This window comes from Pseudomonas sp. PvP028, assembly GCF_017832255.1.
Taxonomy (GTDB): Bacteria; Pseudomonadota; Gammaproteobacteria; order Pseudomonadales; family Pseudomonadaceae; genus Aquipseudomonas; species Aquipseudomonas syringae.
Map to the genome: position 1 here is coordinate 5,982,745 of NZ_JAFIBL010000001.1, position 21,758 is coordinate 6,004,502.

Annotated in this window: 25 protein-coding genes; 16 read left to right on the top strand and 9 right to left on the bottom strand. The window is 58.3% G+C overall.

Features of this window, described 5'->3' with window-relative positions:
* Window positions 1–44: 44 nt before the first annotated feature.
* The 3 genes from JOE34_RS25630 (at window position 45) to hopZ3 (ending at window position 2,397) form a co-directional block, all read left to right on the top strand.
* On the top strand, window positions 45–299 hold the full coding sequence (locus tag JOE34_RS25630; RefSeq protein WP_235387512.1) for a hypothetical protein: 255 nt from the start codon (window positions 45–47) through the stop codon (window positions 297–299).
* Between the two features lie 398 nt (window positions 300–697).
* Window positions 698–1,165, top strand: a complete 468-nt coding sequence (locus tag JOE34_RS25635; protein WP_024664423.1) for a type III secretion system chaperone — start codon at window positions 698–700, stop codon at window positions 1,163–1,165.
* A complete protein-coding gene (gene hopZ3 / locus JOE34_RS25640) occupies window positions 1,162–2,397 on the top strand; it encodes a YopJ family acetyltransferase (RefSeq protein WP_209996811.1) in 1,236 nt (411 codons plus the stop codon). Before JOE34_RS25635 ends, hopZ3 begins: the two co-directional genes overlap by 4 nt.
* 262 nt (window positions 2,398–2,659) lie before the next feature.
* Here the strand turns inward: hopZ3 and JOE34_RS25645 are convergent, their stop codons facing one another.
* From JOE34_RS25645 to hrpL, 4 genes are all read right to left on the bottom strand, one after another.
* Window positions 2,660–2,959, bottom strand: a complete 300-nt coding sequence (locus JOE34_RS25645) for a hypothetical protein (protein ID WP_249732468.1) — start codon at window positions 2,957–2,959, stop codon at window positions 2,660–2,662.
* Window positions 2,960–2,993: 34 nt separating this feature from the next.
* Window positions 2,994–3,326 carry a hypothetical protein gene (locus JOE34_RS26025; protein ID WP_229636504.1) on the bottom strand — a complete coding sequence of 111 codons (333 nt, stop codon included), beginning with the start codon at window positions 3,324–3,326 and terminating at the stop codon, window positions 2,994–2,996.
* A 184-nt stretch (window positions 3,327–3,510) separates the two neighbouring features.
* The gene (locus tag JOE34_RS25655) at window positions 3,511–5,817 is read right to left on the bottom strand and encodes a type III effector HrpK domain-containing protein (RefSeq protein ID WP_209996815.1); all 2,307 of its coding nucleotides are present in this window, start codon (window positions 5,815–5,817) and stop codon (window positions 3,511–3,513) included.
* A 73-nt stretch (window positions 5,818–5,890) separates the two neighbouring features.
* Window positions 5,891–6,445, bottom strand: coding sequence for an RNA polymerase sigma factor HrpL (hrpL, locus tag JOE34_RS25660; RefSeq protein ID WP_004403098.1), 555 nt, complete (start codon window positions 6,443–6,445; stop codon window positions 5,891–5,893).
* Window positions 6,446–6,686: 241 nt separating this feature from the next.
* On the opposite strand from hrpL, the gene sctW reads away from it, so the two are divergent.
* The 13 genes from sctW (at window position 6,687) to JOE34_RS25725 (ending at window position 17,773) form a co-directional block, all read left to right on the top strand.
* Complete coding sequence (sctW, locus tag JOE34_RS25665; RefSeq protein ID WP_003314154.1) at window positions 6,687–7,793, top strand: type III secretion system gatekeeper subunit SctW; 1,107 nt, start codon at window positions 6,687–6,689, stop codon at window positions 7,791–7,793.
* Window positions 7,793–9,880 carry a type III secretion system export apparatus subunit SctV gene (sctV, locus tag JOE34_RS25670; protein WP_003409090.1) on the top strand — a complete coding sequence of 696 codons (2,088 nt, stop codon included), beginning with the start codon at window positions 7,793–7,795 and terminating at the stop codon, window positions 9,878–9,880. Before sctW ends, sctV begins: the two co-directional genes overlap by 1 nt.
* A gap of 33 nt (window positions 9,881–9,913) precedes the next feature.
* Window positions 9,914–10,888, top strand: a complete 975-nt coding sequence (sctD, locus tag JOE34_RS25675) for a type III secretion system inner membrane ring subunit SctD (protein WP_122220539.1) — start codon at window positions 9,914–9,916, stop codon at window positions 10,886–10,888.
* Window positions 10,885–12,234 carry a type III secretion system ATPase HrcN gene (hrcN, locus tag JOE34_RS25680; protein ID WP_004418817.1) on the top strand — a complete coding sequence of 450 codons (1,350 nt, stop codon included), beginning with the start codon at window positions 10,885–10,887 and terminating at the stop codon, window positions 12,232–12,234. The genes sctD and hrcN overlap by 4 nt, the downstream gene beginning before the upstream one ends.
* 2 nt (window positions 12,235–12,236) lie before the next feature.
* Window positions 12,237–12,683, top strand: a complete 447-nt coding sequence (locus JOE34_RS25685; protein ID WP_003339800.1) for a hypothetical protein — start codon at window positions 12,237–12,239, stop codon at window positions 12,681–12,683.
* A gap of 6 nt (window positions 12,684–12,689) precedes the next feature.
* Window positions 12,690–13,262 carry a type III secretion system protein HrpP gene (gene hrpP / locus JOE34_RS25690; RefSeq protein ID WP_003383951.1) on the top strand — a complete coding sequence of 191 codons (573 nt, stop codon included), beginning with the start codon at window positions 12,690–12,692 and terminating at the stop codon, window positions 13,260–13,262.
* Window positions 13,259–13,975 carry a type III secretion system protein gene (locus JOE34_RS25695; protein WP_209996817.1) on the top strand — a complete coding sequence of 239 codons (717 nt, stop codon included), beginning with the start codon at window positions 13,259–13,261 and terminating at the stop codon, window positions 13,973–13,975. Before hrpP ends, JOE34_RS25695 begins: the two co-directional genes overlap by 4 nt.
* Window positions 13,965–14,366 (top strand): FliM/FliN family flagellar motor switch protein, encoded by a 402-nt coding sequence (locus JOE34_RS25700; RefSeq protein WP_003339807.1) that lies wholly within the window; start codon window positions 13,965–13,967, stop codon window positions 14,364–14,366. The genes JOE34_RS25695 and JOE34_RS25700 overlap by 11 nt, the downstream gene beginning before the upstream one ends.
* Window positions 14,363–15,016: a type III secretion system export apparatus subunit SctR gene (sctR, locus tag JOE34_RS25705; protein ID WP_003409078.1), complete on the top strand. Its 654-nt coding sequence runs from the start codon at window positions 14,363–14,365 to the stop codon at window positions 15,014–15,016. The genes JOE34_RS25700 and sctR overlap by 4 nt, the downstream gene beginning before the upstream one ends.
* Before the next feature lie 7 nt (window positions 15,017–15,023).
* Window positions 15,024–15,290 carry a type III secretion system export apparatus subunit SctS gene (sctS, locus tag JOE34_RS25710; RefSeq protein ID WP_003339811.1) on the top strand — a complete coding sequence of 89 codons (267 nt, stop codon included), beginning with the start codon at window positions 15,024–15,026 and terminating at the stop codon, window positions 15,288–15,290.
* Window positions 15,291–16,085, top strand: coding sequence for a type III secretion system export apparatus subunit SctT (sctT, locus tag JOE34_RS25715; protein WP_003339813.1), 795 nt, complete (start codon window positions 15,291–15,293; stop codon window positions 16,083–16,085).
* Window positions 16,082–17,161, top strand: a complete 1,080-nt coding sequence (sctU, locus tag JOE34_RS25720) for a type III secretion system export apparatus subunit SctU (protein ID WP_003421879.1) — start codon at window positions 16,082–16,084, stop codon at window positions 17,159–17,161. Before sctT ends, sctU begins: the two co-directional genes overlap by 4 nt.
* Window positions 17,162–17,332: 171 nt before the next feature.
* Window positions 17,333–17,773 (top strand): DUF393 domain-containing protein, encoded by a 441-nt coding sequence (locus JOE34_RS25725; protein WP_003339815.1) that lies wholly within the window; start codon window positions 17,333–17,335, stop codon window positions 17,771–17,773.
* An 88-nt stretch (window positions 17,774–17,861) separates the two neighbouring features.
* Here JOE34_RS25725 and JOE34_RS25730 read toward each other — a convergent pair whose 3' ends face one another.
* The 5 genes from JOE34_RS25730 to JOE34_RS25750 are packed head-to-tail and all read right to left on the bottom strand — an operon-like array spanning window position 17,862 to window position 21,161.
* On the bottom strand, window positions 17,862–18,209 hold the full coding sequence (locus tag JOE34_RS25730; protein ID WP_003314145.1) for a hypothetical protein: 348 nt from the start codon (window positions 18,207–18,209) through the stop codon (window positions 17,862–17,864).
* Between the two features lie 2 nt (window positions 18,210–18,211).
* Window positions 18,212–18,415 (bottom strand): HrpT family type III secretion system protein, encoded by a 204-nt coding sequence (hrpT, locus tag JOE34_RS25735; RefSeq protein ID WP_003314144.1) that lies wholly within the window; start codon window positions 18,413–18,415, stop codon window positions 18,212–18,214.
* The gene (gene sctC / locus JOE34_RS25740) at window positions 18,412–20,517 is read right to left on the bottom strand and encodes a type III secretion system outer membrane ring subunit SctC (protein WP_058444549.1); all 2,106 of its coding nucleotides are present in this window, start codon (window positions 20,515–20,517) and stop codon (window positions 18,412–18,414) included. Before sctC ends, hrpT begins: the two co-directional genes overlap by 4 nt.
* Window position 20,518: 1 nt before the next feature.
* The gene (locus JOE34_RS25745) at window positions 20,519–20,959 is read right to left on the bottom strand and encodes a type III secretion system protein HrpG (RefSeq protein ID WP_017277760.1); all 441 of its coding nucleotides are present in this window, start codon (window positions 20,957–20,959) and stop codon (window positions 20,519–20,521) included.
* On the bottom strand, window positions 20,937–21,161 hold the full coding sequence (locus JOE34_RS25750; protein ID WP_003314139.1) for a type III secretion protein: 225 nt from the start codon (window positions 21,159–21,161) through the stop codon (window positions 20,937–20,939). Before JOE34_RS25750 ends, JOE34_RS25745 begins: the two co-directional genes overlap by 23 nt.
* Window positions 21,162–21,758 lie beyond the last annotated feature (597 nt).

Genomic DNA, 21,758 nt, shown 5'->3' on the forward strand with positions numbered 1-21,758 from the left:
CGCCAGCGCCACCGAGCCTGTGGGGTACGCCGGTAGTTGTCACCATGGGAATGCCCGAGGGTAAAGCGCTGATTCTCGACACCACCACCGCCATGAGCATCACCAAACCTGAAACGCTACCCAAGCCGATTCAGCGAGCGCTAAACCAGATCGCTCACAGCCGGCCCCTGCTCTACCAGGCAGCCTGCCGCGATCAGATCCGGAAGGAAATCGACACGCTACTGGCCAGAGGTATGAGCCATCAGGACGCGATCGAGCCGCTGCGGGCCTGCCCGCCGACTCTCGACCCGGACTACTAGGCCAAGTGGTTGCCAACCCCGCCGATTTGGTACGAAAACAGCGATTCTGGCAGCGAATGAGCGATTCAAGGCGCTGAAAAACGCCGTTTACGGATTCACTGAAGAGCTTGCTAGGCTAGACCGGTTAGTAATGCCCTAGCTGGCGTCGCCAAGATTCCGGCCATTACAACAGCTGAAATCAGTTCAGCTTAACGTACTTTAAAATCCTTTTTCTAAGGCGCCCCCTAAAAGATCTTTCATTGAGTCGATCAATGCCTGGGGAACTGACTGAAGGCCTCAACCACTCAACGATCAGTAATAGAGCACCGGGCCAGCCGGACAGGACCTGGCCATGACAGGGCGAGGTTTGGCCTCGATAGCGGCTGGTGCACATTTTCCTGACCTGCAGAGTTCCGATTATGACGATACAAGACTTGCTGAATGCGTTGGCGATAAGGCTTGAAAGTGGACCGCTTTCTTTGGATGCGAATCACCTGTGCTGTCTGAAGGTCAACGAACTGGACATGACGCTGGAACGGATTGAACAGCAAAATACGCTGTTTGTTTATCTGTGCGTGGGCACGCTTTCTACTCCAGCCAGCAGCACACTTCTGAGCGATATTCTGGCCGCCAACCTCTTTCATTACGGCTCCAGCGATGGTGCGGCCTTCGGGCTGGACGAAAAAAATAATGAAGTGCTGCTTTTTCAGCGGTTTGATCCGTTACGGATTGATGAGGATCACTTTGTCAGCGCCTGCGTTCAGATGATCGAAGTGGCGAAAATATGGCGGGCAAAGTTACTGCATGGCCATTCTGCTCCGCTCGCCTCCTCAACCAGGCTGACGAAAGCCGGTTTAATGCTAACCATGGCGGGGACTATTCGATGAATATCTCAGGTCCGAACAGACGTCAGGGGACTCAGGCAGAGAACACTGAAAGCGCTTCGTCATCATCGGTAACTAACCCACCGCTACAGCGTGGCGAGGGCAGACGTCTGCGACGTCAGGATGCGCTGCCAACGGATATCAGATACAACGCCAACCAGACAGCGGCATCACCGCAAAACGCGCGCGCGGCAGGAAGATATGAATCAGGGGCCAGCTCATCCGGCGCGAATGATACTCCGCAGGCTGAAGGTTCAATGCCTTCGTCGTCCGCCTTTTTACAATTTCGCCTCCCCGGCGGGCGGAACCATTCTGAGCTGGAAGATTTTCATACAATGATGCTGAACTCACCGAAAGCATCACGGGGAGATGCTATACCTGAGAAGCCCGAAGCAATACCTAAGCGCCTACTGGAGAAGATGGAACCGATTAACCTGGCCCAGTTAGCTTTGCGTGATAAGGATCTGCATGAATATGCCGTAATGGTCTGTAACCAAGTGAAAAAGGGTGAAGGTCCGAACTCCAATATTACGCAAGGAGATATCAAGTTACTGCCGCTGTTCGCCAAAGCGGAAAATACAAGAAATCCCGGTTTGAATCTGCAGACATTCAAAAGTCATAAAGACTGTTACCAGGCGATAAAAGAGCAAAACAGGGATATTCAAAAAAACAAGCAATCGCTGAGTATGCGAGTTGTTTACCCCCCATTCAAAAAGATGCCAGACCACCATATAGCCTTGGATATCCAACTGAGATACGGCCATCGACCGTCGATTGTCGGCTTTGAGTCTGCCCCGGGGAACATTATAGATGCTGCAGAAAGGGAAATATTTTCAGCATTAGGCAACGTCAAACTCAAAATGGTAGGAAATTTTCTTCAATACTCGAAAACTGACTGCACCATGTTTGCGCTTAATAACGCCCTGAAAGCTTTTAAACATCACGAAGAATATACCTCCCGTCTGCACAATGGAGAAAAGCAGGTGCCTATCCCGGCGACCTTCTTGAAACATGCTCAGTCAAAAAGCTTCGTGGAGAATCACCCGAAAAAAGATACCACCGTCACTAAAGACCAGGGCGGTCTGCATATGGAAACGCTATTACACAGAAACCGTGCCTACCGGGCGCAACGATCTGCCGGTCAGCACGTTACCTCTATTGAAGGTTTCAGAATGCAGGAAATAAAGCGAGCAGGTGACTTCCTTGCCGCAAACAGGGTCCGGGCCAAGCCTTGACTCACGTCCTCTGAAAAAACGCGCCTTATGGTTGGCGCGTTTTGTCCGAGGACAGGTGTTCGAGAAGAATAAAGGTTGTCACCTCAAGAGGCAGGAGGAACGAGTCGAGGCTCGGCTTGCTCAGCAAACGAAAAGCTGGCGTAACGGGTTTGGCCAGCCCCCTATTGGAGCCGGGGCCGTGTATCGCGGCCTCAGCTCCACTGCAAGACGAATCAGGTTATAGAAAGACGTGCGTCACTTTGCTGAAAGAGCGCCAACGCTGTCAGGACTGCCGAAGAAAAGTCCGCAGATCACGCACACGCAACTCAGCGTTTATATCCTGTAGCGCCTCAAGACTCAGCGTATTCAAGGGCGCACCATTGGACATTTCCGAGACCTGCTCAAGGAGATTGTTGGGAAACCTATCAACAGCTGACGCATCCAGATACTCGGCTTTCTGTTTCTTGCTTGTTTTCAGCCTTACAAGCAGATCTTCAGGCAGCTTTATATTCTTGAGCTCACATCCCAGAGACAGCGTTACAAGATCGCCAAGGCTTCTGATCTCCACTTCCTCGATTGCCACCGTCTGCCTCCCCGGCCAGGCGATTCTCATTTGCCTAGTACATAAACCTATTATTCTTGCCCGGTATAGAGGTACTGATCTCATGGGCAGAAAGACCTTTGACTTTTTCGAATCCGAAAACCAAGGGCACCACCGTCCCACGATTCAGCAGGCTGTTAAAATGCGGATCAGGCCATCGGGCCACTCCTACTAACGCCTGCTGGCAAGGCATCAATCTGCTCACTTGGGGCCCCTGAAGCTCACCGCACCTTGGCGTCCTGGCTCGTTGATGGACAGAGGATGCTTCTGGAGAGTTTGTATATGATGCGCGAAAGCTGTCCGAAGAAATGACAGATGCTTTTGACGATACGCAACTCTTCGGGCTCACCTTTTTTAACTGTTTAATTTAATGTCAGGCCTGACAAAAGGCCGATATTTGTCAAATAGCCTCGGTTTTTTAGCGTCTAGCGCTAACGCTGTCCATAAACTTTCATGCGTCCGATTAAACAGCTCACACGGATCTGTAGAAATGAAGGCTCAGCATTCAAGGCGTCTGAGCCGACTCAATTCAATCAATGCGCCCTGTCAATCCCGAACTGATCCAGCACCGGGTCAACGTTATGATCAAACGCCTTCTGCGCCTTGTGCTTTTTGACTGCGTCGATAATCGCCGAAATACCAAAACCCAACGCCATGGCGCCGTCGATGGCCCAGCCGATGACCGGGATTGCAGCACCCAGCGCTGCGCCTGCGGCAAGCCCTGTGGCTTCACCGGCAACCAGACCGACAGCGCGGCCGATCATCTGTCCGCCCAGACGACCAAGACCCGCGGACGCCTCACGGCCCATCATTTTCGCGCCGGTGTCTATGCCGCCCTTGATTGCCTCCGCGCCCAACCTGGAGCTGTCGATGATGCCCTGAGCAGCGCCCAGCTTGTCACCGCTGGCGAGCCTGTCAGACACTGACGCAAAGCCCATGACCGAGTTGAATGCCTTGCCTCCGATACCTTGCTCGGCGAGCTGCTCGGCCAGCGAAGGGCCGCCCTCTTCATCGGTCTTGCCCTCCAGCAACTTGCGGCCTTTTTTGGAGTTCTGCAGTTCGGACAAGGTGCTGGCCGTGTAGCTCTCACGCTCATCATTAACGAAATCAGCGGGCAGCACGCTTTCATACGCCGCTTTCTGGTTATCTGCGGTTTGCAGAGACTCGCCGGCGTCAGACTTTTTCTGGCCAAGCAGTTGTTTCAGAGCGCCCCCCTCGCTGAAATTGCGCACGTAGGAGTCGGCGATCTTCGTTTGCAGTTCATCAGGCTGGTTGTTGAAGACTTGCTGGGCAGTGGGTACCTGGGCATCCGGAAACAGGTCTTTTTGCAGTTGCAGTTGGGCCGACAGGCCGGTGATGGCGCCGCTGTAATCGGGGTTGGGGTTGTGTTTGTCGACGGCCTTGTCTGCGGTTGCCATGTCGGCTTGCAAGGCCTTTCCGCTGTTGACGTTTTGAGCCTGCTCAGTCACGGCCTTCTGCAGCGCCGAATCGCTGCGAACCAGGCTGCGCTCCTGTTCGGGAATGCTTTTGTTGAGGTACTCCTGAACGTCTGGATCGTCTTGCAACCGGGCAATTCGGTCGTTAAGGCCCGCCTCGGTCTTCTCGGTGTTGCGCAAATCCCGCCCGGCTATCACGCTTTGCTGGGTCTGCTGCAACTTGATCATCACAGCGGCTTTCTGCGCGCCGGTGTAAGCCTCGGGCTTCTCGAAAACCTGAGCATTGAGTTTGCTGATATCGATACCGGCTACCGAATTCAACGTCGCGGCATCGCTGAGCATGCTGGCGAACTGGCCACCATTTTTGGGGGCGCTCTTCCTGATCCACTCGCTCATATTGGACGCATCGAACACCTGGTCGGGGCTATGCGCAGCCTTCTTGCGCCCGGTCAGACCGGCTTCATCCACCTGGCTGAGGAAGCCCGCCTGCGACCACATGTTGCAGGACTGTTTGAGCGTACCTGACAACCCGGGGTTACTTTTAATCAGCGCTTTCAGACCCTCGGCGCTGACATTACCATCGACATCGGTTTTGTCCGCCGCCCCGACGGCATGATGAGGGTCGGCTGCCGTCGCCAACGGCATATTGGCGCGCATCACCGCTGCGCTGCGCACCATTTCAAGGGATTGAGGATCAGCGCCGGGGTTATCTTCCATGTACTTGGCCACATCCTTGTCGGCATTGTCGGCCGCCTTCTCCATGTTTTTGGCGAACGCCTTGAGGTCTTTGTTGGTGATTTTGCCATCCGCATTACCGCCATCCTTGCCGACGTCCACCGCCGTCTTCAACGCAGGGTTGGCATTGATGAACGCCATCGCCTTTTCGGCATTGGGACCATCCTCTCTGGCCATCCACGCTGCGGCGATGGGCCGGTTGAGTTCTTTGGCCGCCTGCTCGCGCTCTTCGGGCGGCAGGTTGGCAACCATCGGCTCCCAGCGCTTGAGCGCCTCGGGCGAAGAATATTCGGAGTTATCGAGAAACGCTGCATCGGTAGCGCTTGGGGCATTCGCCGGGCTGGAGGCCGCCGTGGGTGCCGAGCTCGCTGTGGCCGAGACCGATGTCATCGGGGACACCTGATCACCGTCCTGATCGACGCTGGAGGTGCTTTCACTGCTGCTGCTGCGAGTCAGCAGACTCATCAGCGATGAACCGCTTTGCTCGGTTCCCGAAAAGGAAGAGGGGCTGTCGTTGGCCTGGCCGAACTGCACAAAAGCCTGACCACCACCTGCGCTGCCCTGCGTAAGCGAAGCTTTGGCCAATGGCGTCTCAGCAGCCAGTTCGCCAGAGGTGGGTTGATTCACGATGCTGCCGAGGGCAGGACTGGGAGAACTGGATATACGCATGGTTGCCATCCAAGTGGTGAGGGATGGCAACTGTGTGGTTTTGCGCGCAAGTTGGTTCCAGACAGATATTCACTCAGGCGAACGGGTCTATGTGTTGCTTGAGCTGCACCCGTGCCCGGGACAGTCGGGAGCGTACGGTGCCGATAGGAACACCGAGCATGTTGGCGGTTTCCTGATAATTGCCATCCATTTCCAGAGAAACTTCCAGAACCTTCTGCATGTTCGTCGGCAGGCAGTCGATGGCCTCTATGACGCGTGCCAGCTGTCGGTGCCCGTCTACCTGATGGGTGATATCGCCGTTCGACTCCAGGTCCGTATGGACCTCGTCTTCCCAGCTTTCCTGATAGGGCTGACGATACATTTTGCGAAAGTGATTACGGATCAGATTCAGCGCAATGCCACACAACCAGGTTTGCGGTTTGCTGGCGTGCTGAAACTTGTGCTCATTGCGTAACGCCTCGAGAAACACGCATTGCAGGATGTCATCCACATCATCAGCGTTCTTCACCCGCTTCTGGATGAACGCTCTGAGCATCTGGACCTGATCGGCCGTCAATTGCCGGATACCGGCGGACGACGATGGTTGGCGTGGTTCGGTTGCATCAAGGATCACAAGATTCGGGAGCATGGGCTTGCCTCAATTGATGGAGTGCAAGTCCTATAGCGATAACCATGCCAGTCCAAAAATAATCATAACCACATGATTTATATGAATATTTTAAAATGTGAAATTCTTTGTAATACATTTTTTTGCGCAACACGATTTTTAGCTCTGCAGCTTTTGGCACAAACGCATGAGCCTTCGGCACCAGGGAACCGAACCGGGCCAACGACCCACTCAGCGGTCACACCAGGCCCAGAATCGTCCTATGAAAATTGTCGCCCCGCCTACATTGCCCATTCGCCCGGTAGCGCCGATCCGCGCCATCACACCGGCTGCGCGAGCGATTCCCGGCAGCGGGTTGCCTGATGAAAAAGGCACCTCGTCACTGCAGGTTTCGCGCTTCGCTGCGGCTCTGGTGCAGCACAGCCGGATATTGCGTGAGCGAGAACTGATCGCGAGCAGGAACGCGTTGCAGTCGCGGGCCGTCAAGCTGGGCGAGCTTTATCAGTTGCTGATGAGCGCCAGCGACACCGGGCTGGATAACGCCGCCAGACTGCTGCGCAAAAAACTGCTGCAGGACAACGACGCCGATCTGGAACAGGTTCTGGAATTCGCTGACGGCGACGCTGCCAAGGCTCATGTCGTATTGCAGGCAGCACGTAAACAGGCAGAAGACGATGGGGCTGAAGCAGAATATGCAGCGCTGACCCAGACGCTCAAACATCTGCGCCGCCGATTCGGCCCGCGCGCACGCGCCGGTATCAATACCGCAAGAGCCTTCGGGCGCCAGAACATCGATAACAAGCGCCGCACGGCCTTGCGCAATCTGTATGGCGTAGCGGTTTCCGGACAACCCAACGTCACGGGCTTGATCGAAGCCTTGATTGGCGAGCAACAGGAACCCGGCGAGTTCGACCTGAACCTGCGCGACATGCGCATCGCAATCGCCGACGATCTTTCGGCGATTACCCCGTCGGCTTCTCATGAACAACTGCGCACGCTGATGCATGGCCTGACCACCGCGCGCCATGTCACTACGCTGTTGCGCGGCTGCGAACACCTGCTGGGGCGCATGCGCAAAAAGAATCCCAAACTGACGGTGGACCCACCGGCCTTCCTCAAACACATGCTGACCCTGACGGCCAATGGCATGAATGTGAATCAGACCTTGCAACTGACCCAGCACATCGGGGGCAACAGGCTCGAACACCAGTTGGCGTTTCTCAATGGCCTGCGGCCGATGCTGATGCAGTTGCCGATCCTGCTCTGGCGGGACCTGAAAAGCCGTCAGGCCGCGCTGAATAATCTACTCACGCTGATGGCCGAGCTCACGCATAAGGAACAGAAGCAATTATACGAGGGGCTTGCCTGATGAACCGGGTCATCAACTTTCTGAACATGGTCGCGCTGTCGGCCATGCGCCGCTCGGAACTGGTCGGTGCGTTTTTTGTGATCGCCATCGTGTTCATGATGATCACGCCGCTGCCCACCGGCTTGATCGACGTGCTGATCGCCGTGAACATCTGTATTTCCTGCCTGCTGATCATGCTGGCGATGCACCTGCCCAGGCCACTGGCGTTCTCGACCTTCCCTGCCGTGCTGCTGCTGACCACGATGTTTCGCCTGGCCCTGTCGGTGTCTACGACGCGGCTGATTCTGCTCAACCAGGACGCCGGGCACATCGTCGAGGCGTTCGGGCAGTTCGTGGTGGGCGGCAACCTGGCGGTGGGTCTGGTGATCTTCCTGATCCTGACGGTGGTCAACTTTCTGGTGATCACCAAAGGCTCGGAACGGGTCGCCGAAGTCGGCGCGCGTTTTACCCTGGACGCGATGCCCGGCAAGCAGATGTCCATCGACAGTGACCTGCGCGCCAACCTGATCACCGTCCACGAGGCCCGTAAACGACGCGCCGAACTGAACAAAGAAAGCCAGTTGTTCGGTGCGATGGACGGCGCCATGAAGTTCGTCAACGGCGATGCGATCGCCAGCCTGATTATTGTTGCCATCAACATGATCGGCGGCATATCCATCGGCGTGCTGCAGCACAACATGGCAGCGGGCGACGCCTTGCAGCTGTATACCGTGCTGACCATCGGTGACGGCCTGATCGCCCAGATTCCTGCGCTGCTGATCTCCGTCACCAGCGGCATGATCATCACTCGCGTGCCCAACACCGAGGCAGGGGCGGAAGCCAATATCGGCCGCGAGATCGCCGAGCAGATCACCAGTCAGCCCAAGGCCTGGATCATCGCCTCGGTGGCCATGCTCGGCTTCGCTGCCCTGCCGGGAATGCCGACCGGTGTTTTCGTCACCATCGCGATCATCTGCGGTGCCGGTGGACTGCTGCAGTTGCAACGGGCAAAACCCAAGGCCGATGAGCAACGTACAGCCGCTGTGGCGCCAGAAATGAACGGCAAGGAAGACCTGCGTACCTTTTCCCCCAGCCGGCAGTTTGTGCTGCAATTCCACCCCGGCCAGGACAGCGCGCAGATCGAAGCGCTGGTCAGCGAAATACGCAAGCGCCGCAACCGTCTGGTGGTGCAGTACGGCCTGACCCTGCCTTCGTTCATCATCGAGCATGTCGATGACATTGCCCCGGACGAGTTTCGCTTCACCGTCTATGACGTACCGATGCTCAAGGCCACCTTCACGCAGAGCCATGTCGCCGTGGAAGCACGCCAGCTGGCAGGCGAAAACCTTCCGGCGGCCATCCCGGGCAACACCGACCGCCAGGAAGATCAATGGGTATGGCTGCCGGCCGAGCAGTCTGGCGACTTGAACCCGGTCAGCTCCACGACCCTGATCATCGAACGCATGGAGCGCACATTGCAGTCCTGCGCGCCGCAGTTCATCGGCTTGCAGGAAACCAAAGCCATCCTCAGCTGGCTAGAGTCCGAGCAACCGGAACTCGCTCAGGAAATGCAACGGGTCCTCACCCTGACGCGCTTTTCGGCCGTCCTGCAACGCCTGGCCTCGGAGCGTGTGCCGCTGAGGGCGATCCGGGTCATTGCCGAAACCCTGATCGAGCACTGTCAGCATGAACGCGATACCAATGTGCTGACCGACTACGTACGCATTGCGCTCAAGTCGCAGATCTACCACCAGTACTGCGGTGCCGAAGGCCTGCAAGTGTGGCTGCTGACGCCGGAAAGCGAGGGGTTGTTGCGGGATGGCCTGCGCCAGACGCAAACCGAAACATTCTTCGCGCTGAGCAACGAGATCAGCCAGATGCTCGTGCAACAGCTGCACATTGCCTTCCCGGTACGAGCTCCCGAACAGGCGGTTCTGCTGGTGGCACAGGATCTGCGCAGCCCTCTGCGTACCTTGTTGAGGGAGGAGTTCTACCATGTACCCGTACTATCTTTCGCGGAAATCAGCAATGCGGCCAAGGTCAAGGTCATGGGTCGATTCGACCTTGAAGACGATCTCGAGCCGCTGGACAACGAGCATGCTGCTTGAGCCTGCAAGGCCTGAACGCACGGAGACTTTCAGATGTTTGAATTACGCGTACTGAACGGCCAGCACCAAGGCGCGGCATTACCGCTGATCGGTGAGCAATGGTCGATTGGCTCTGCCGGACAACACGATCTGGCGCTTGACGATGCGGGCGTGGAAATCCTGCATTGCCGCCTGCAACGTGTCGACGACAACTGGACACTGAACGCTGAACAAGGCGCGGTCTGCGACGAACAGGGCAACGCCCGGCCGAGCATCGACCTGACGCTGAACAACGCCTTCATGCTGGGTTCGGTGTGGCTGTGCGTTTCGTCTGCGGGCGATGAATGGCCCTCCGTGCCCGCCGTGATTCCCAAACAGCCTGAGGCCGAATCCGGGCCGGCACGCAACGACGTGCCGCTGGAGAAGGTCAAGTCCCGCTCGCAGTTTCTCAACCGCACCACGGGCATCATCGCCGGGCTGCTGGTGGGCGTCATCGGCAGCGCCTGGAGCCTGACCCGCCCGCCCGCTATTGCTATGGATCAGAGCCCGGCACACCTGGCGGCCGCCACGACAGGGGCCTCGCCCGATACACCCAAGGCGCCAGCCAAGGCTGCAAACCCTGTGACCGACAAACGCATACGTCTGAGCAGCGCGGATGACGTCCGCCACCAGTTGAGCACCATGCTCAGCGACCGCCTGCTGACTGACGTCAGCGTAGAAGAGACGCCCGACGGGCTGGTCCTAAACGGCGATCTGAAAGAAGAATCGCTGCTGGTCTACCAGCGCATGCTTCAGCGCTTCAAGACCCTGTACGACTCGCCGGTAACCGTTCTGGACAACGTGGGCAGCAATCGCAACACCCTGCCCTTTGTGGTGGTTCAGATCATGACCGGGCCGCATGCGCATCTGGTGACTGCCGACGGTCGACGGGTTTACGTAGGTGACGAAGTGGATGGCCTGCGCCTCACCCGAATCGATAATCAGCGCCTGCAATTCGACGGTAATCGCCATGTCGAGGTGAACTGGTGAATGCAGCACTGAACCTGTGGAAAGACGCGCACGCCAAGCGTTTGAGCCAGTACTGCGCGGTGCGCGTCATTGGCCGCGTCAGCGCCGTGCGCGGAATTCTGCTGGAGTGCAAGATTCCATCGGCCAAGGTCGGCGATCTGTGTGAAGTGAGCAAAGCCGACGGCTCGTTGCTGCTGGCCGAAATCGTCGGCTTCACCCAGGAATGCACGCTGCTCAGTGCCTTGGGCCCACCCGACGGTATTCAGGTCGGCGCGCCGATCCGCCCGCTGGGCGTGGCACACCGGATCGGCGTCGATGACAGCCTGCTCGGCTGTGTACTGGACGGTTTCGGGCGCCCGCTGATGGGCGATTGCCTCGGCGCTTTCGCCGGCCCCGAGGACCGCCGCACGACTTTGCCGGTGATCGCCGACGCCCTGCCGCCGACCCAGCGACCGCGTATCACCCGGGCGTTACCCACCGGGATACGCGCCATCGACAGTGCGATTCTGCTCGGCGAGGGCCAGCGTGTCGGGCTGTTCGCCGGAGCAGGCTGCGGCAAGACCACGCTGATGGCCGAACTGGCGCGCAACATGGATTGTGACGTCATCGTTTTCGGCCTGATTGGCGAACGGGGCCGCGAGCTGCGCGAGTTTCTCGACCACGAACTGGACGAAACCCTGCGCCGCCGCTCGGTGCTGGTCTGTGCAACATCCGATCGTTCCAGCATGGAGCGCGCCCGCGCTGCGTTCACCGCGACCGCCATCGCCGAAGCCTTTCGCGCCCGAGGCCAGAAAGTGCTGTTGCTGCTCGACTCGCTGACCCGCTTCGCCCGCGCGCAACGGGAAATCGGCATTGCTTCGGGCGAGCCGCTGGGGCGCGGCGGTCTGCCACCCTCGGTGTACACCCTGCTGCCACGCCTGGTGGAACGCGCCGGGATGAGCGAGAACGGTTCGATCACCGCGCTTTACACGGTGCTGATCGAACAGGACTCGATGAACGATCCGGTCGCCGACGAAGTGCGCTCGCTGCTCGACGGGCACATCGTACTGTCGCGCAAACTGGCCGAACGCGGGCACTACCCGGCAATCGATGTGTCAGCCAGCATCAGCCGGATCCTGAGCAACGTCACCGGTCGCGAACATCAACGGGCGAACAATCGCCTGCGCCAGTTACTGGCTGCCTATAAACAAGTGGAAATGCTCCTGCGCCTGGGTGAATACCAGGCCGGGGCCGACCCGGTCACCGACTGTGCCGTGCAACTGAACGAGGCCATAAACGCGTTCCTGCGCCAGGACCTGCGTGAACCCGTGCCCTTGCAGGAAACCCTCGACAGGCTGCTGCAACTCACCTCTCAACTGCCGGAGTAGCCATGGACGAACCACTGGAAGACGACCCGCAACAGGTCGCTCTGCAGCAGGTGATCGGTCTGCTCACGCCACTGCGCCAACACCGTCAGGCCAGTGCCGAGCGTGCCCATCGCCAGGCGCAGTTGGAACTGAAATCGATGCTCGACCACTTAGCAGAGACAAGGGCGTCGCTGAATCAGGAACGCGACAACCACAAGCGCCGCCGCGAGAGTCTGTCCCATGCGCATTTGCAAAAGACGCTCAGCCTGACTGATGTCGACGGCTGGCACGAAAAGGAAAGAACCATGCTCGACCGCCTGGCTTACATCCGCCAGGACGTGCAGCAACAGCAAATGCGAGTAGCTGAACAACAGGCGTTGCTTGAACAGAAACGGCTGCAAGCCAAGGCGTCTCAGCGCGCGGTCGAGAAACTCGCCTGCATGGAGGAGACGCTCAACGAAGAAGGTTAAGTGACGATGACCGCACCGATCAAAACCCCTGCCAAAGCGCCACCCGCGCCGAGTGCCCCGCCAGCCACCTCGCGCCCCCTGCCTTCGCTGCGTCAGCCCGCCAGGTCCGATGACCAGCCACCAGCCTTTACCGGAGCACCACGGGGCGATGTGCAGAAGGTTCGTTTCGCGCTGAACCGTTCAGTGGCCGACAGCCCGATGAGCGCCGACGGCATGTTCTTCTCGCAACTGCTGATACCGCAGGTAGGTGAAGAGCCGGATCAGCAGGGCTTCGGAGGCAGCGGTGTGGCCTTCTCTGCACAGTCCGAAAACGTACCGACTCAGCTGATCGACGAGCTGGCGCAGCGTTTGCCCGATCAGCCGGACGGTCCGCTGGCGTTCAGCCTGCTCATGCCCAATCTGGGCAGCGTGCGGGTCAACGCCAGCAAATCCGAAAACCGCTGGAGCATTCAACTGGGCTTTGGCCGACGTGACGTTCTCAAGCGCTTGCAGGGCCAGGTCGGCGCATGCCGGGAATCGCTGGCGCAGGCACTTGGCCAGGACGTCGAGCTGGACATGCATGAAGACTTCACAGCATGAGCGCCCTGCGTCTGCGCAAGGTCGACGCTCTGCTGGCCCAAGCCACACGCGCACTCGGCGCCGGACGGCGCCTGGGCTTCAGCGCCCGCGGTCAGCACGCCGAACTGAGCCTGCTGCCGCAGCACGAAGACGCGCGGATACCGGCAGACGGTGTCTGGTTGAATACGGCGGTCGGCCCCTTGTTGCTAAGCGATGCCGAAGCGTTGCTCAGCCTGCTGGGCGAAGTGCCCTTAACGCTCGGCGGCGAGTACCAGGCCTGGTACTGGCAGTTATTCAACCAGCGCCTGAGCACGGTGATCGCCGATCTGCTGGCGCCTGTTGCGCCGTTTTCAGACGCCCCGACCGAGCCGGCCATCGGCTGCCGGGTTCTCGTGCGACTGGGCAGCGAACGACTCGATGCCCACCTGCACGCCACACCCGCCACCCTGCTCAGGCTTCTGGGTTCGGCTGACTGGCAAGTCTTGAATCGTAACGTGGACGAATCCTGGTCGGTGGCGACACCACTGATCGTCGGCGAACTGTCACTGACTCGGGAACAAATCGCCTCGCTACGCCCCGGTGACGTGGTGCTACCCGCCCGCTGCCGGTTCGACAGCGCCGGACAAGGGTCCGTGACACTCGCTGGACGTCAATGGGCGGCCCGCACCGACCAACAGGCCCAGCATCTTTTTCTGCAGCTCGGTCATGAGGAGCACAGTCACCATGAGTACTGAAGATCTGTATCAGGACGACGTCGAGATGCTCGACGACTATGAAGAACCGGTGCCTGAACAGGCTGATCAGCAACTGCGTGACGACGAGCACGCCGAGCAGGCATTCGGCTATGCGGACAGCGAAGCGGAGCATGAAGAGGCGTCGGGAGAACACAACGAGTCGCCGATGCTCGACTCACTGGAGCTGGCCCTGACGTTGCGCTGCGGCGAGCTCAGATTGACGCTTGCCGAACTGCGCCGACTGGACGCCGGAACCATTCTCGAAGTCAGCGGCATCGCGCCAGGCCACGCCACGCTGTGCCATGGCGAGCAGGTGGTTGCCGAAGGCGAGCTGGTCGACGTCGAAGGCCGCCTCGGTTTGCAGATTACCCGGCTGGTGGCGCGCTCATGATCATGGAGGGCGTCAACCCGATCATGCTGGCGCTGTTTCTCGGCTCGCTGTCGCTGATCCCGTTCCTGTTGATCGTCTGCACCGCCTTTCTGAAGATCGCCATGACGCTGCTGATCACCCGCAACGCGATCGGCGTTCAGCAAGTGCCGCCGAACATGGCGTTGTATGGCATCGCCCTGGCCGCGACGATGTTCGTCATGGCCCCGGTGGCGCACGACATACAGCAGCGGGTTCATGAACACCCGCTGGAACTGAGCAACGCCGACAAACTGCAGAGCAGCCTCAAAGTGGTCATCGAGCCGCTGCAACGCTTCATGACACGCAACACCGACCCGGATGTCGTCGCCCATCTGCTGGAAAATACCCAGCGCATGTGGCCCAAGGAAATGGCCGATCAGGCCAACAAAAACGATCTTCTGCTGGCGATCCCGGCCTTTGTGCTGTCGGAGCTGCAGGCCGGTTTCGAGATCGGTTTTCTGATCTATATCCCTTTCATCGTCATTGACCTGATTGTCTCCAACCTGTTGCTGGCACTGGGCATGCAGATGGTCTCGCCTATGACACTGTCGCTGCCGCTCAAACTGCTGCTGTTCGTGCTCGTATCGGGCTGGTCGCGTCTGCTCGACAGCCTGTTCTATTCCTACATGTGAGGCGGTCATGGAAGCGTTGGCGTTGTTCAAGCAAGGCATGTTTCTGGTCGTCATCCTGACCGCCCCGCCGCTGGCCGTTGCGGTGCTCGTGGGTGTGGTCACCTCGCTGCTGCAGGCACTCATGCAGATTCAGGATCAGACATTGCCCTTCGGCATCAAACTGGGGGCCGTCGGACTGACCCTGGCCATGACCGGCCGCTGGATCGGCGTCGAGCTGATCCAGTTCATCAATATGGCCTTCGACCTGATTGCCCGCTCCGGGGTCAGCCACTAAATGCCCTTCGACGCGCACAGCGCCTTTCAATTCATGCTGGGCATGGGACTGGCAATGGCACGGCTGATGCCCTGCATGCTGCTGGTGCCAGCCTTTTGCTTCAAATACCTGAAAGGCCCGTTGCGTTATGCCGTCGTGGCGGTGATGGCGATGATCCCGGCACCAGCCATCAGCAAGGCTCTGGAGTCCCTCGACGACAACTGGTTCGCAATCGGCGGCCTGCTGATCAAGGAAGCGGTACTCGGCACGCTACTGGGGCTGTTGCTGTATGCGCCATTCTGGATGTTCGCCTCGGTGGGCGCGCTGCTCGACAGCCAGCGCGGTGCGCTCAGCGGCGGCCAGTTGAACCCGGCGCTGGGCCCTGACGCCACGCCACTGGGCGAACTGTTTCAAGAAACCCTGATCATGCTGGTAATCCTCACCGGGGGGCTTTCGCTGATGACTCAGATCATCTGGGACAGCTACAGCGTCTGGCCTCCGACGGCCTGGATGCCGGGCATGAACGCTGGCGGCCTGGATGTCTTTCTGGAGCAGTTGAACCAGACGATGCAGCACATGCTGCTGTACGCCGCGCCCTTCATCGCGCTGCTGCTGTTGATCGAAGCAGCGTTCGCGATCATCGGCCTGTATGCGCAACAGCTGAACGTTTCGATCCTCGCCATGCCAGCCAAAAGTATGGCCGGCCTCGCTTTTCTGCTGATCTATCTGCCGACGCTGCTGGAACTGGGCACAGGTCAATTGTTGAAGCTGGTTGATCTGAAGTCGCTGCTGACGCTTCTGGTGCAAGTGCCGTGAGCGAAAAAACCGAAAAGGCCACGCCCAAGCAACTGCGCGACGCGCGGGAAAAGGGTCAGGTCGGGCAGAGTCAGGACCTCGGCAAACTGCTGGTGTTGATGGCCGTCAGTGAAATCACTCTGGCCCTGGCTGATGAAAGCGTCAGCCGACTGGAGGCGCTATTGTCGCTGTCCTTTAAAGGCATCGACCGCAGCTTTGCCGCATCGGTCGAGCTGATCGCCAGCGAAGGCCTCACCGTACTGCTCAGCTTCACCTTGTGCAGCGTCGGTATAGCGATGCTGATGCGCCTGATCAGCAGCTGGATGCAGATCGGCTTTCTGTTCGCGCCCAAGGCGCTGAAAATCGATCCCAACAAGATCAACCCGTTCTCCCACGCCAAACAGATGTTTTCCGGGCAAAACCTGCTCAACCTGCTGCTCAGTGTTCTCAAGGCCATTGCCATCGGCGCGACGCTGTATGTGCAAGTCAAACCTGTGCTGGGCACCCTGGTGTTGCTGGCCAACAGCGATCTGACGACCTACTGGCATGCCCTGGTCGAGCTGTTCAGGCATATTTTGCGAGTGATATTGGGGCTGCTGCTGGCGATCGCCATGATCGACTTCGCCATGCAGAAATACTTCCATGCGAAAAAACTGCGCATGAGCCACGAAGACATCAAGAAAGAGTACAAGCAGTCGGAAGGCGACCCCCACGTCAAAGGCCATCGCCGGCAACTTGCCCAGGAGATCCTCAATCAGGAGCCCAGTGCTGCGCCCAAGCCTGTGGAAGATGCCGACATGCTGCTGGTCAACCCGACCCACTATGCGGTGGCCCTGTATTACCGACCAGGCGAAACGCCTCTGCCGCTGATTCATTGCAAAGGTGAAGACGAGGAAGCCCTGGCATTGATTGCCCGCGCCAAAAAAGCCGGCATCCCGGTGGTGCAGAGCATCTGGCTGACCAGGACGCTGTACCGCTCCAAGGTCGGCAAATACATCCCCCGCCCCACCCTGCAGGCTGTCGGCCACATCTACAAAGTGGTTCGGCAGCTGGACGAAGTCACCGATGAAGTGATTCAGGTCGAAGTCGAGCTGTGATGGCTGTTTAGCCACAGGCGTACTTCCGGCCAGGTCACCTGAACCAACGTCATCTGGTGAACGTCGAAACCCGCATGAATAACCGACAGAATCACACCGGGCCGCATTGCCCATTGTCGGCCTGGATGTTTGGGACTACCTTGTGCACAACCGGTACGGGACACAGCATCGATGCACAAGATAACCCATTGGCCCCTGACCCTCTATTTTGACGGTGAATGCCCACTCTGCGCGCGCGAGATCAAGATCCTGCGTGCGCGCGCCAAACCCGATCGCCTTCGTTTTGTCGATATCAGTGGTGAAGCGTTTGATGCCGGATCTGTGGGGTTCACACTTGCGCAGATGGAATCATCATTGCACGCCCGATTTGACGATGGGACATGGGTCACAGGCCTGGACGCTACGCTCTGGAGCTGGCGAGCAGCAGGGCTGGGTGTCTGGGCTGCACCGTTGTCATGGCGCTTGACCAGGCCGCTACTTGATATCGGCTATCGTCTTTTTTGTCGCTGGCGTCCGCATTTGGCCTGGTTGCCCCATCCGGATGGCAGTGCTCGCTGCCGGGGTGACCGCTGTGCAGTGTCGAAAACCGACCGAGCTCCGCACGACCAGTGACTGCCTGACGCTTGTAGATTGCATCTGCGCAAAAAAAGACCGCCCCATCTGCACTGGGGCGGTCTTTTTTTCATGCGGGTGTTATCTCCTAAACCAGATGATCCAGGCCTGCCAGTATCAATTCGTTTCGCCGGATATCATCGAGGTTGGTGACGGCATGGGGGGCGTCGCTCACCGCGTGCCATACGACGAAATCACGCCGCATATCCAGGAACAGAAAGTAGTCATTGAATCGTTCGGCTTCTGAGAACCTCAGTTGCAGCGCCTCTCTAAGTTGTTCGGGACGCAGCGCTCGCCCCTCGATGTGCAGCGCAATGCCCCAGTCATGATGCTCGCGCCGGCTGACGAAAGAGACTCCGTTTGCCACCGGCCACACCGCAGGACTCTGCGCCGCAACGTTGTAGTAGAACGCTGTTTTCTCCTCGACCTCGATCATGTCTAGTCCCTTAACTTCACGACGGTGTAATCGCGCTCGTGGTCTTGATCGTCAAGACCGTCACGCATGTCCGGAGGCCACCAGATGACCAGTTCACGGCTGGTGGAGTCCGGGCGTTTGCAGGCAGTTCCCGAACAACCGTGGGTGGCGCACCCGGTCAGGGTAGCGAACACCACCAACACGACTGCAACGCTGCTGATCTTCATGGCTTTGCCCCCCGGAGCAGTGATGGCCGACTCTCTTTGGCCATTTTTGATATCTGTGGCTGACGTACCGCGATATACACTTCGCTCTCCTCGCCCGGTTGCAGCCATGCGTGGGGCCAGGCGGCGACGCCGATGACCCAGCGACCACCGCAGCGACTCTCGTCGATGCGCACCGGTTTGTCGGTATTGTTACGCGCTACCACAACGGCCACACCCCAGTCCTTGCGTGCATACCATTGCGAGCGCTGGCCATCGAGGGTCAGGCCCTGGCCCGGGTCACACAGGCTGTCGGTTTCAAAGGGCAGTGTTTCGCCGTCATGCATACCCTCTGGCGCAGCGCCATCGACCATCTGCGTGAAGACTTTCTGAATGTCGCCGCGGGTAGGCAGTTCACCGCCGTCACGCCGTTCCTTGATCCTTTTCATCTGGTCATCGACATCGTGAGGGTTGCCGTTCTGCACATAGCGAGCCGGGTTGACCTGGTCGCCAATCAGTCTTGGCGTCAGAATGAACAGGCGCTCGCGCTGGCTCAGTTCACGGCTGCGGGACTGGAACAGCAGCTTGCCGACGTAGGGGATATCGCCCAGCAACGGAACCTTGTGGATCTTGTCGTTGGCTTCAAGGCCATGGAAACCGCCTATGACCAGTGAACCGTGTTCGGCTATGACGGCCTGGGTACTGACATTGCCTTTACGCACACTTGGCTGCGTGTCATTGATGTCGGAGATGTCGATCTGACCATCCTCGATATCGACGATCAGTTGTACCTGAGGCTTGCCATCGTGATCCAGCGAGCGCGGAGTCACCTGCAGAGAGGTGCCAGCGGTGATGGGCTCGATATTGGCCACACGTTCCGACGTCGCAGTGAGGTATTCGGTGCGACTGAAGTCAATCACGGCCGGCTGGTTTTCAAGGGTAAGAATCGATGGATTGCCGATCACCGAGGCCGAGCCGTTACCTTCCAGCGCATGCAGTTCGGCAGCGAACTTGCCGGCGTTCTGAATGAACAGGGTAGAGCTGGTGCCCGCGTCGAACATGTTGGCACCCCCGTTGACACTCCCGGCATTGAAGTTCCAGCGGCTGGACAGTTCTGCCAGCTCGTTGCGATCGATGTCGAGAATCACGGCGTCGATTTCGATCAGGTTGCGCGAAACATCCAGCTCTTTGATGAGCTTTTCGTACATGGCCTTGCGTGAGGGCAAGTCATAGATCAGCACAGCATTGTTACGGACATCGGCCGTTACGCGGATGTTGGCCCGACCGCCAGAGCGGCTTTTTCCACCGCTTTTGCCGCCGCCGCCGCCATAGTGCAGCACCTGATCGAGGCCCTGCTCCAACGCATTGGTATCGAGGCCGCTGGAGCTCATCGGCAGACTCGGAGCGTCCGGGGCGCCACCGCCCGCCAGACCGTTACCGCGACCGCCTCGCCCCAGCAGATCCATACCATTGATGGACCCGCCATGAGAACGGGTATCCAGCAAATCCTGGAGAATGCTGGCGACACCGGCGACCACCAGTTGTTGATCGCGATAGCGAATGGTGCGGTCCGCGGCACTGGCGTATTTGAGCGGAAATACGATGATGTCCTGCTTGTCGCCCTTTTCAGGCGCTTCGACTTTCTTGCTGTAATCGCGCACCAGTTCCACATATTTTGCAGGGCCGCGAACCAGAACCACGCCTTCGTTCGGCAGTACACCCCAACCGAAACGCTTGTCCAGCAGCCCCACATCGGTCAAAGCAGTCTGCAGGTCATCTACCGCGTCGGATGACACTTCGATGCGTGCCGAGGTGTGCTCGCTAGAGGGGCTGACGTACAACGTGTCGTTATACACAAACCACTGGAAGTGATATTCCTGGCCCAGACGGTCGAGAAACTCTTCCGGGCTCTGAGCGCGTATCCGGTCATCAAGGACCCCGGGAATGGGCGGCATATCCAGCGCCATGCCGAATTCTTTGGCGAAGTCGGCCAGCGCTGTCGCCAGCTCGGTCTGCCGGGCATCGTAGGCGTAAGCCGTATGTTTCCAGGCTTCGGGGGTCACCGCCCACGTGGCGGGGGACAGCCCGATCAACAATAAAGGCAACCACATCAAGGCCTTGCGCATTTCAAACTCCCGGTTGCCGGTGATTGAGGGTCGTGCGCCCGGCTAAGGCGGGCACAGAATTGACCAGAGTGGTGTGCATCAGGCTGAGCAAGGCCGCGCGCTGATTGGCCAGGCTTTCCAGACGGTTCAGCAGATCGGCAAGGCTGCAGGGGCCAGGCATCCAGCTGACCAGCACCATGCAGCGCGTTTGCGGATCGATGGCGAACGCGCCGTCACAGGCACACGCCAGGCTGGCACCGCCATGACTGAGCAATGCTTCGATACGCTGAGGGTCGTTGGCGTCATAGGGGTCGAGTAACTCGATGCTGCAACGGACTCCGCCACCCACCATTTCCAGCCGTGCGTTGGCGTCGTCGACCCAGCAGTCGAGCGGGCTCGCCGGACGCTGATCACGCCACAGGCCGACGACCTCCTCGAACTCACTGAAATCCATCGATGACATTTTTGGTCATTTTATAACCAGCCTGCTGGCATTGATCAGCGATGTTGGAGCTGACCGCAGCCTGCTGGCTCGCCTCACTGAAGGCATCGATGTCGTCGGCGGTGAAATGCCCATTGCCCCCGTCCAGCACGTCATCCACGTCGGACAACGCGCGAGTGAGCGTGGAATCGAGGTTATTTTGCAGGGATTTGAAATTTATCATGTCCGGATGCTCCAGCAGAAAGGTTCAAACCTTGAGTGGAGCAAACAGGTGGAGCGGTTCCATTTTCGCCGCAAGAGTCTGTTTCAGGCTGTAGGTTTACAAAATAGCTGCACGGTTTCACAAATAGTTGACCGGCCGGGGATCAGTTCTGGTCTCCGCCGATCATCATCAAGCCCGCTTCGCGGTTTTTTTTGCCTAGGTTTTCATGTCGGAACGCCCTACTCCTCTCGTCTGAGTTGGCGATGCATCGGGGGAGGATCAGATGGCCGCCCGTATAGGCTGAAAAGGTCAGCAGGCTAACTCAGGTGTTGAGAGGCTGATGCGTTGAAATAATAGCTGTACAAGTAGATAGTTAATTATGATTACTTGTTAAGTATTTATTTTGAGAAACTTAGTATTGGGACTACTTGACTAGAAAATCCACAGTTAGATTTATTGTGGATTTTGGATAGATATTGGAATAAGATCAATGACCATTTATTCTGCTTCGTTTAGAAGATTCGTGATCGAATCAGCGAGTTGAAGCGAAAATTTAAAACCAGATTTCAACTGCTCTGACGATCCATATGTGATCGTTTAGAACAAATGAGAGCAAGC